The sequence below is a fragment of the Weizmannia sp. CD-2023 genome (assembly GCF_036225245.1).
Taxonomy (GTDB): Bacteria; Bacillota; Bacilli; order Bacillales; family Bacillaceae_C; genus Weizmannia; species Weizmannia faecalis.
On record NZ_JARTJQ010000019.1, the window covers coordinates 20391 to 31355 of the forward strand.

The 10965-nt window shown below is 42.8% G+C and carries 8 protein-coding genes and 1 CRISPR repeat array; of the genes, 5 read left to right on the forward strand and 3 right to left on the reverse strand.

Going from position 1 to position 10965, the window contains the following annotated elements:
- Window positions 1-50: 50 nt before the first annotated feature.
- Window positions 51-676: direct repeats of the CRISPR family, unit length 32 nt; unit sequence GTCACACTCCTTGCGAGTGTGTGGATTGAAAT.
- Between the two features lie 37 nt (window positions 677-713).
- A complete protein-coding gene (locus tag P9687_RS02335; RefSeq protein WP_168985870.1) occupies window positions 714-1058 on the forward strand; it encodes a hypothetical protein in 345 nt (114 codons plus the stop codon).
- 967 nt (window positions 1059-2025) lie between these two features.
- On the opposite strand, the gene P9687_RS02340 is transcribed toward P9687_RS02335, so the two are convergent.
- Entirely contained in the window at window positions 2026-2544 is a 519-nt protein-coding gene (locus P9687_RS02340; protein WP_061577142.1) for a hypothetical protein, read from the reverse strand.
- 666 nt (window positions 2545-3210) lie between these two features.
- Here P9687_RS02340 and P9687_RS02345 point away from each other — a divergent pair.
- The gene (locus P9687_RS02345) at window positions 3211-4866 is read left to right on the forward strand and encodes an APC family permease (protein WP_168985871.1); all 1656 of its coding nucleotides are present in this window, start codon (window positions 3211-3213) and stop codon (window positions 4864-4866) included.
- Window positions 4867-4994: 128 nt separating this feature from the next.
- Here P9687_RS02345 and P9687_RS02350 read toward each other — a convergent pair whose 3' ends face one another.
- The gene (locus P9687_RS02350) at window positions 4995-7211 is read right to left on the reverse strand and encodes an Ig-like domain-containing protein (protein WP_168985872.1); all 2217 of its coding nucleotides are present in this window, start codon (window positions 7209-7211) and stop codon (window positions 4995-4997) included.
- A 477-nt stretch (window positions 7212-7688) separates the two neighbouring features.
- On the opposite strand from P9687_RS02350, the gene P9687_RS02355 reads away from it, so the two are divergent.
- Complete coding sequence (locus tag P9687_RS02355) at window positions 7689-8657, forward strand: LCP family protein (RefSeq protein ID WP_168985873.1); 969 nt, start codon at window positions 7689-7691, stop codon at window positions 8655-8657.
- A gap of 342 nt (window positions 8658-8999) precedes the next feature.
- Window positions 9000-9365 (forward strand): DUF5684 domain-containing protein, encoded by a 366-nt coding sequence (locus P9687_RS02360; protein WP_014096161.1) that lies wholly within the window; start codon window positions 9000-9002, stop codon window positions 9363-9365.
- A 137-nt stretch (window positions 9366-9502) separates the two neighbouring features.
- On the opposite strand, the gene P9687_RS02365 is transcribed toward P9687_RS02360, so the two are convergent.
- Window positions 9503-10420 carry an aldo/keto reductase gene (locus tag P9687_RS02365; RefSeq protein WP_061577145.1) on the reverse strand — a complete coding sequence of 306 codons (918 nt, stop codon included), beginning with the start codon at window positions 10418-10420 and terminating at the stop codon, window positions 9503-9505.
- A gap of 181 nt (window positions 10421-10601) precedes the next feature.
- On the opposite strand from P9687_RS02365, the gene P9687_RS02370 reads away from it, so the two are divergent.
- Window positions 10602-10965: Rpn family recombination-promoting nuclease/putative transposase (locus tag P9687_RS02370; RefSeq protein WP_443089691.1), on the forward strand; the 364-nt coding region annotated here is incomplete at its 3' end.

Genomic DNA, 10965 nt, shown 5'->3' on the forward strand with positions numbered 1-10965 from the left:
AGTGTGTGGATTGAAATCCCAGTTTCATATTTTCGTAGCTGCCGGGTCGAGTCACACTCCTTGCGAGTGTGTGGATTGAAATTTTACATTGTTTTTCAATGTTGATCATCATTTTTGTCACACTCCTTGCGAGTGTGTGGATTGAAATCTTAATGCTGTTATCTGCGCTTCTAAATCCTGATGTCACACTCCTTGCGAGTGTGTGGATTGAAATTGAAACAAAGAAAGGGACAGAGCCGAAAAGGTACGTCACACTCCTTGCGAGTGTGTGGATTGAAATAGGACTGCATGATTGATGCCATTGAAGCGAATTGGTCACACTCCTTGCGAGTGTGTGGATTGAAATCCGGTCGAGGTTGTGCTTGCTGCATTCGCAAATCGTCACACTCCTTGCGAGTGTGTGGATTGAAATTTTTTTTAGTTGTGTTAACTGAGCAGAACAAGAAGTCACACTCCTTGCGAGTGTGTGGATTGAAATCCTTTACGGCCAGGTGTTGGAGATCATCGGCGGGTCACACTCCTTGCGAGTGTGTGGATTGAAATCGGTACAATGATGCCGTAACTCTATCAGCCAGTTGTCACACTCCTTGCGAGTGTGTGGATTGAAATTGCGACATCCAGCGCCTGGAACCGAGTAAAATCGGGTCACACTCCTTGCGAGTGTGTGGATTGAAATTGAAGTAAGGGACGTAACAGCGGAATTGGGGAAAGTGTTGGAAGAACAGCAGCAGCGAAAAGAACAGCGGAAAAAAGAGGAACTGCTAAAAATTGAGCAAGAGCAGGCGTTGCGTGAACAACAGAAAGCAGAGGCCCGCTTGGCGGCGATGTCCAAGGAAGAAAGATTGCTCTTTGCCATACAATCATTAACAGAATCACAAGCAGACCTGGAAAAAAGCAAATCGGAGTTATATGAGGAGGTAATCGCACAGCAAAATCAAGAAGCTGCCTTAGCTCTCCGACAATATTGGGAAAAAACAGGCCAGTGGAAAGTCAATAAGAAAAAGAAAAAACAGTATGATAAAGTCCTATCCATTAAAAAACTGTTAAATATAGAGTAAAGGCACGGGATCACTGTAAACAGCTTTTTTTGATGTAAATAGCGAAAGGAAGAAAACTCTTATTCAAGATTTCTTCCTTTTTTCTATGGAAAATATTCAGCTGCTTCAAATTTATCGGCTTCCTGCCGGGCCGGGCGGGAGTATAGATATCGCATCTATAATTGAGCACCCAGGGAGCTGATGTAGAATACATTTTCATCTTTTCCAGTGTGGTTTTTCTTTCCCATATCTTAGAGCTTGCTGAACGAATCCGATTCTGAGTTTGTCTGCAAGCTCTGTCTCAAAATATAGAAGAATTCTTTTGCGAAAATGGGTGATTTTATCTTCTCCATACGTTGAATTGGCTTTCGAGTGCAAGCTTTTCACTGGATTTGTTATAAAACCCTAGCATTTAATGGTTGCCAAAGCTGTCAGCAACCTTGCTAAATCTAGGCATTTTGCTTATTCAGCAAGCCCTATCTTAGGTAAGTCGGATTTTCATGATAAAACGTTTCTAGTCAGCCAGCGTACGCTTGTTAATAAACTGCCGATTTTTTTGAACTTCAGTATGGGTAAAGCTTTCTTTAAGAGTGCCGGGGTTGCATATTTTTCCAGCTTCATGGAGAATCTTATCCAATGCGTTGTCTGTATTGGATTCATCGGCGAAGGGGAGGAACGCATGACTGTATACACGTTAGTCTTGTATCCTAACAGCTTAAAGTGGTGAAAAAGGAGAGATCCGGGGGCGTAATGCGTGATATTCCATCAAAAGGATAATTCGTTCGTTACGCGTGTCCCGGCGTTAAGGCGTCAAGCGTGAACCATGATTCGTTCGCAACCAGTTGTAAATAGTGAGTGCCAAACGATTTGATATGCTCAAATCTAAGCAGCAAGCCCCCAGATCTCCTTTTCCTTGCCGGCATGAGATCCGGCGGCAAAAGGCGGAATCCAGGCTCCGTCCCTTGCCGCCGGGTCTCATGCCGGGTGTTTACTGGTACTCCTCTACAAAGTCGAGGTCAACCGCTGCGTTAAAATTGGCTTTATCAATCAGTATCGATAGACGGTTGGCTTCTTTTTCGGTTTTTTCAGCCTGCTTTTTAACCGCAGGGGGGTCAAACAGCGCTTTCTTGTAGACAACATTTGCGTCAAAAGCGCCTCTTGCTATCCGTTCCACTTGTTGGCTGCTTCCAAACTCTTGGAGCATTTCGGCTTCGGCGCGAAGTTGTTTCACAAGCTCTAACGCCTCTACGATGGATATTTTTTCACCCTTCCATTCAATCGTTGTGCGTAAGTTGGATGCTGCCAGTGCCTTTGTGACCGCCCGATAGTGGTTTCGCACTTGCTGAATTTCCGCGCTCACCACCTGAAATGTTCGTGCATGCGGCTTATATTCTTCACCTTTTTCAAATTCAACGTAGGCAATCTGGCTTCGATCCTGAATCAAGTCATGCAGTTTTTTGGACACCGCATTTTTAAGCAACCGTGCTTCCGCGACCGTGATTTGCATTTAACGCCCCACTCCCCTCCGACTTTTTCAATTTGGTATTATTATACAATTCCTGCTTTTAAGAGTGCAATGGTGGATTTGTAGTTCTTGCGGCCGTCATCTCTTTTTATTTTGAGGTTGCTGAACAAGCGGCATTCTCAAAGTTAAAAATGATTCCGTAGATTTTGTCGAACTTTAAATGCAATACAGAAAAAAACTTTGCACTCGAAAACATTTTAACGGTTATAAGAGGACAAAATCCTTCCTTTTTTGAATATTTCTTCTATTGGGGTGAACATTTAAGACGGCTTGCTGGGTGAATCGGTTAAAATGCCAAAATCCGATTCGTTCAGAATCCCTATTATGGATCGATTTTTTTGTGCCAACTGTTGAATCCGAATGAAAAGGAGAGCCGGCCCGTCCATTTACAGTCTGGAATCTGGCCGGGAATCCACTTGCTTCACGAGGGAAAAGATATTGTATAGATCGTATTCAAATTATTGGGTATTCGCATTTTTTAAAGATAAAATGGAATTATGCATTTATAAATTTTGTCATTAGAGGAGGCGGATGAGTTTCTCTTGCTTGTGCCGGGGTAAAATAAAGTAAAATTTTAATCAAATTTTTCATGTCAGCTCTTTTTGTATTTTCAACTTGGCCAACACAGAAAAGAAAGAAGGATACTGTATGAACATGATGCATCGTAAGTTGGGAACTTTTGCGCTTACCATGACCGGTCTTGGGTCCATCATCGGGTCCGGCTGGTTGTTTGGTGCCTGGAAAGCAGCTACGATTGCCGGCCCGGCAGCCATTTTTGCCTGGGTGATCGGAATGGTCGTTATCTTATTTATTGCCCTTTCTTACAGTGAACTGGGGGCCATGTTTCCGGTAGCGGGGGGAATGGTAAAATACACCCAATATTCCCATGGTTCTTTTGTTGGCTTCCTTGCTGCATGGGCGAACTGGATTGCCATTGTTTCCGTTATTCCGAGTGAGGCCATGGCTTCTGTGCAGTATATGAGCTCATGGCATTGGAGCTGGGCACAGAGTTTGGCACATAACGGAATGCTGACGCCAAAAGGACTCGGTCTTGCTTCTTTACTGCTGTTGATTTATTTTTTTCTGAATTACTGGGCAGTCAGTTTATTTGCAAGGGTAAACTCGCTGATCACCATATTTAAAATCGTTATTCCGGGGTTGACAATTTTTGCACTTTTGATTGTCGGATTCCATGGCGGCAATTTTACATACGGCCATGCTTTTGCCCCATACGGATGGTCAAGTGTGCTTACGGCGGTGGCGACATCCGGGATTGTGTTCGCGTTTAACGGCTTTCAAAGTCCAATTAATATGGCGGGCGAAGCGAGAAAGCCGGGCCGGTCGATCCCGATTGCAGTCGTTGGATCTGTTTTAATTGCAACGGTGATTTACGTTCTGCTGCAAATTGCGTTTATCGGGGGTGTCAGCCCTTCTGTCCTGGCACATGGCTGGAATCATTTGAATTTTAACTCCCCGTTTGCAGATCTTGCCATTGCGTTAAATATTAACTGGCTCGTGATTGTCTTGTATTTGGATGCGTTTGTATCTCCATCCGGCACCGGGACTACTTATACTGCAACAACTGCGCGTATGCTGTATGGTATGGAGAAAAATGGATATTTGCCGCGGTTTATCGGCAAACTGCATCCGGTTTATGGCATTCCGCGCCCGGCGATGTTTGTCAATTTAGTCATCTGTTTTATTTTCCTGTTTGTATTTAAAGGATGGGGTTCACTGGCAGAGGTTATTTCTGTTGCTACGTTGATTTCTTATATCACCGGGCCTGTAACTGTCATGGCATTAAGAAAAACCGCGGGGTACTTGTACCGTCCGCTCCAGGTGAAGGGCATGCAGATCATCGCGCCATGCGGATTTATTTTTGCTTCGCTGACGCTATACTGGGCACGGTGGCCGCTTACCGGGGAAGTTTTCCTCATTATTATGATTGGGCTTCCCATTTATTTTTACTATCAGGCGAAAAGGAAATGGCAGTCTTTTTCGAAAAATTTCAAGTCCGGCATTTGGATGGTCGCCTATCTGATTGTGATGATGGGCATCTCTTATTTTGGAAGTGAGAAATTTGGCGGCCTTAACATGATCCCGTACGGCTGGGACATGGTCCTCATTGCTTTCGTTTCGCTCGGTTTTTACATTTGGGCAGTGAAAAGCGGATACGAAACACCTGACCTGCTTGAAGCTGCAAAATTAAACAAAGCATTGAAAGAGCACGACATGGGTGTGGATGATGATGAAAATGGAAACGGGAAACGAACCCCGGCTTATTCAACGGATTGGCCACACTGATTATCGTAGAATTTGTCTAACAGGGGAATCCCTTAAAACACGTACAAAAAGCAGCAAAATCCATTTATTTTTGGAAAACTTAATACCAAAAAAGCGCAGCTGAACCACTGCGCTTTTTTGATGCCTTTTTATTTCACTTTCACCGTCCGGTATTCACTGCTGTTGCCGGACTTATCTGTAGCTTTTACTTTGATCGCAGTCCCTTTTTTCTTCGGGCTGATTTTTATTTTGTAACTACCATGTTTATCAGCTTTGGCAGAGCCGATTTTTTTACTGCCGGTATAAGCGGTGACCGTTGCATATGCTTCCGTTTTTCCGGTGATATAACGGGAAGTATGGCTGACAGTGTAAACAGACGGTGTACTTGGTGCAATTCTGTCAACCACCGTCACGCTTTTTGTTCCACTTTTGCCATAAGTGTTTGTAGCATACACATAAATTTTTGTTCCGGCTTTTTGTTTAGGAATAGAAACTTTATAGTCGCCTTTGCTGTTGCTTTTGCCTTTATAGGTTTTAGAACCGATTTTGACATAAACTGTGCTTGATTTGCTCGTCTTTCCGCTAACGGATGTGCTTTTATTGCTGACTGTGTTCACGAACGGCGTTGTAGCCGGTGATCCGACAGTTGTTACTTTTGTTCCACTTTTGCCATAAGTGTTTGTAGCATACACATAAATTCTTGTTCCGGCTTTTTGTTTAGGAATAGAAACTTTATAGTCGCCTTTGCTGTTGCTTTTGCCTTTATAGGTTTTAGAACCGGCTTTAACATAAACCGTGCAGTTTGCGTCTGTCTTGCCAGATACACTTGTACTATTGGTACTTACCGTATTAATAGATGGTGCAGAAGGGTACAAAGGTGCATTGACGGATAAAACGTACTTGCCGGTATTATAATCACTGCTAATTTTTAAATAGTATGTTCCCGCTGGCAGGCTCTCACTTTTGTTCCATTGTTTAGGTGTTTCAATGGAGCCGTCGTAAATATAGTCGTCCCAAAGGGCGGTTCCCTTTGAATTTGTTAGATGAAGATCGACCCCCTCCATATAGGAATCTATATTCATCGTAACTTTTACAGCTTTTGGCAATGTGAATTTATAGCAATCTGTATGATCACTCTCGCTCAGAAAACCGGTTATTTTTTGCGTATTAAGGGAAATCTGCTGGGCCTGGGTCGTTCCATTATTGGGTTCCGATTCATTGTTTCCGGCGGCAGTAAACCAGGTTGACAAATGATAAGTGCCGGTTTCAGGGCTGTGAATTTTGATATAATAGGTTCCGGCCTCTAAATCAGCATCTTTCATCCATTGCTTGGGAGTCTCTTTGGTTCCGTCATAAACAGATTCTTCGTCCCAGATGTTGTTTCCGTTCGCATCTATAAGATCCACATAGGCCCAATCTATACTGGAGTCAAGACTGATTTTAAGGTTTCCTGCTTTTGGCAGTCTTACTTTATAAACGTCCGTATCGTCACTCCAGCTCAAAAAACCGGTGATTTTTTGGCCGTTTGACAGCTCCTGTGCCTGAGATGTACCGTTATTTGGCTCCACTTCATTATTCCCTGCTGGTGTGTAATTGACATATAAATTGTATTTACCCGTATAACCGCTGGAATTAGAAATCTTGATATAATAGGTTCCTGCCTCCAGATCAACACTCTTTGACCATTGCTTCGGCGTTTGAGAGGATCCACCATATATGTCTTCATCTATTCCCCAAACGTCATTTCCACTTTCATCCAGAAGATCCAGAGAAGCATCATAAATGTTTGAATCTACGTGAACATCAATGGTGCCTGCTTGTTTCAAAATGAATTTATAGCAATCCGTATCATCATTTAAGCTAAGAAAACCGTTGATTTTCTGGGTATTAAGTGTAATAGGCTGTGCTTGTGATGTGCCATTGTTCGGCTCTGTTTCATTGTTTCCAGCAGTATTAAATCCAACCTTTAAATCATATTTTCCAGTATAGTCACTGGATTGGGAAATCTTGATGTAATAGGTCCCGGCCTCCAAATCAGCTTGATCCGACCATTGTTTTGGCGTGGAAGCAGATCCATCGTAAATGTCTCTGCTATAACCCCATACACTCTTTCCATTTTCATCTGTCAGATCCAAGATAACAGCTTCGATATACGAGTTTAAATTGACTTTCACTGTACCAGCCGAAGGCAGTGTAATTTTATAGACTTGCTCAGCATTTTTGTTATTTATTGTGTTAGTAACTGTCGTATTAAAGTTTAAAGTTTGCGTGGTGCTCGCAGAAGCATGACCTGTTTGTAAAACAAGTGCTGGTAAAATTAATGCAATTGCCAAGACCAAGTAAATGGTTTTCTTTACAACCTTCACTATTCAACCCCTCCAGTATCGACAAATTAAAAATAAGTGGGAAAACACGTCTCCTTTCTTTGCAAAATTAAAAAAACCAATTCTATTATAAAAGAAATTGAAAAAATAAACCATAATTTTTATAGGGCTTTTGTATGAGGGATTTATCGTATTTTTAAAGCTACAAATCCTGTTTTCCAGAGTAGTTCGGGAATTCCGGGGAAGTCAGTTAGTACCAGCGGGGCTGCAGCTGGGTTCCGTTTAAAAGTGGGGATTTTCAATCTGAAAAAAATATGAGAAGGTTCTTCATAGGACAGGAAACTATGGCCCCATTGTTTGGTAACAGACAAATTTTCAACTTGTGGCATCATGGGGAAGGTGAGACATCATATGAATAAGTTGCCAGCTACAACAAAATTTTGTCGAATTGTATAGTCTTGGATGGAAAAATGTTATATAATTTAAATAGTTTACACATAAACGATTTTGGGGGAAATGATGAAAAAACTGAGGATCTTTTTATCCATTTTACTGGTGGTTGTTGTATTGGGCGGCGGGGTGGCTTATTTTGCTTACCAAAAGCTGCAGCCGGAGAACCATTTTAAAAACGTGCCGACCGTCTCTAAAACTGGGAACAACCCGGGCAGCCAAAGCACAACAACGCCCAAAATGAAGGAAAACGTATTCAATGTCCTCTTACTCGGTTCAGACGAACGGAAAGGGCAGAAGGTGGGACATTCGGATTCGATTATCTTGCTTCATGTCGATCTGAATAAGCACAAGTATAACATGGCCAGCATTCCCCGTGACACACGCGTGTATCTTGATGGCTACGGCTATACGAAACTGACAAGCGTGCAATATATTAAACAAGCAACAGGTGGCACAACAGCCGGGATTAAAGCCGCTATCAATTCAATCAGCCAATTGACAGGCGTACCGGTCAACTATTATGTGGAAACGAATTATGAAGGCTTGCAGTCGATGGTGGATGCGCTGGGGACGATTGATGTGGATGTGCCGTTTGATGTAAAACTGACACACCCCTGGTACCCGGAAAACAAAGGAAAAGTAATTGCACAAGGTACGCAGACGCTTGACGGGGAAATGGTGACAGAGCTTGTACACGAACGCTATTCGTTGAAAAACGTGGACTATGACCGCCAGCTGCTGCAGGAAAAAGTGCTGATCAGTATTGCCAAAACCGCACTCCAGCCGAAAAATTTAACAAAACTGCCAAAACTGGTGGACAAATCATCTGATTTTGTCATTGCTACCAATATGTCAAAAACAGATATCGCGAGTCTCGGTCTGCTTGTAAAAAATCTTAACACAGATAAGCAAGTGACCTATTACCAGCTGAACGGCACATCGAAAAGCATGTACGACGATATTTTAAAAAACAACAACTCGGAAATCGTCCTCGACCAAACGGCATTGAAAAAGACAATGGAGCATTTTGAATAAAAGGGTTCGGAATTGGGATTATGATTTGCATAATGGAGCTGGGAATAAGTGGGGACAATTTAGGTTTCAAACGAATTTTATCCACTTGAATTTTTTGGAAAGTGAACGGCCAGAAAAAGCGGCCATCTACTTTGCGTGGAAAATAAACAGATTGCTACGTAAGCTAATAGGGTTAATTACTTTTTCTGTATGTAAAGGCCCGGTATTTTGAAGGCAGACAAGAGCAAGGTTCCAGATAAGGTTGCTTTGTTTTTACGGAGGCATGATGGTAGGGGCCGGGTCATAAATATTTTATAAGTCTGGTGTACAACGCCGGAAATCTAATTCAGTGGGGGTATCATAATGGCAACAATTTTATACGCCGTCTTTATTGCAATTGCGCTTTATGTTTTAAATGGCATGGCATTTATGAAGTTGGCCCAAAAAGCCGGGCGCGGAGACATTGCCTGGATGGCTTGGGTCCCGGTCTGTAATGTGATCCAGCAGCTTCTTTTGATTAAGAAAAGCGGCTGGTGGGTGCTCATTCTGCTCGTCCCGGTTGTGAACTTTATTTTTATTATCATTTGGCAAGTGAAATTGCTTCAAGCATTCGGCAAGCATGGCGCCTATGTACTGTTGTATATTTTTATTCCCATAGTTTATCAAATTTTATGGATCGTTTGGGCATTTTCCGACGAGACGAAGTACGTGGAAAGGGAAGCAGTGTAAGGATGATAAAAAGATGCCGGCGTTTGGTACGGCATCTTTTTATTATCATGAAGCTAAAGTGGGAAAGCTGCTCTGTTGTTTTAAAAGGGAAACGATCACGAGGCCCACTGCTGTTTTTGGATCCAACAATATACCTGTTAAGGCAAATCATTGCCGGCAGCAAAATAAATATCATACCAGTCTCGGCGGGTAAGACTTACTTTTGATGCTTCTGTAATTTTTTTCAGCCTTTCCGGGTTCATTGTTCCGGCAATGACTTGGATTTTTGCAGGATGCCTTAAAATCCACGCGGTCGCGACGGCCTCTTTGGACACGCCTTGTGCTTGTGCCAATTGGCCAAGTTTTTCGTTCAATTCCGGGAATTTTGGATCATCGATAAAGACGCCCTCAAAGAACCCGTACTGGAACGGCGACCAAGCTTGAATGGTGATATCATGCAGGCGGGAATATTCCAGAATTCCACCGTCATGGTTGATGCTGCGTTCGTCTTTCATATTGACGTGCATCCCGAAGTCAATCATTCCGGTATGCGCGATGCTGAACTGCAACTGGTTGACAATCAGTTTTTGAGAAATGTATTTTTGGACAAGTTCTACCTGGTACGGATGGAAGTTGCTGACCCCGAACTGGCGGACTTTTCCGGCATTTTGTAGTTCTGAAAAAGCTTCGGCAATTTCTTCTGGTTCCATTAACGGATCAGGGCGGTGAAGCAGGAGTATATCCAGGTAATCGGTTTGGAGCCGTTCTAGGATGCCGTCAACCGCTTTTAAAATATGCGATTTGGAAAAGTCATACATCTTGTCGCCAATGCCACATTTTGATTGGAGAACGATATCTTCCCGCTTGATGGAACTGTTTTTCAGCGCATTTGCAAAAATTTTCTCTGATTCTCCTTTTCCGTATATATCGGCATGGTCAAAGAAATTGATGCCGTGCTCGACTGCTGTTTCAATCATCGTTTGTGCCTCTTTTTCCGACAACGCATTCATCCGCATGCAGCCTAACGCAACTTCTGATCCCAATATACCGCTCTTGCCAAGATTGATCCGATTCATCTTCATCCCTCCTGTAAAATTCTTCACATTTTATTATGAGTTTGGATCGTCTGCAAAGTCAAAGAAAAGCACCCGCATAACCAGGGGACGCCGGATCAAATTTGCAAATTGAAAAATCTACTTGAAAAACGAACGTTTGTCCTTTATAATAATACTGAAAAATAAGAAAAGGAGTGCTGCCATTGGATTGGTAATGGAAAAACATGCCGGTTATCACGTGCATGATCGTTTTTTTAAGGAGCTGATCCAAAACTTTTTTCAGGAGTTTATGGATGCCTTTTTCCCGGATCTTTCAGCGGATTTCGACTACCGTCGGGTGCGGTTTTTGTCGCAGGAACAGTTTACGGACTTTCCAGGCGGTGAGCAAAAACGGGTTGACATCCTTGCCGAAACGAAGGTAAAAGGCAAAGATACCGTGATTCTTATCCATGTAGAGCCGCAGTCGTATTACGAGAAGCCTTTTCCTGAACGCATGTTTCGTTATTACATGATGATCAGTCTCCGGCACCGGAAACCGGTATTGCCAATTGCCGTTTTTAGTTACG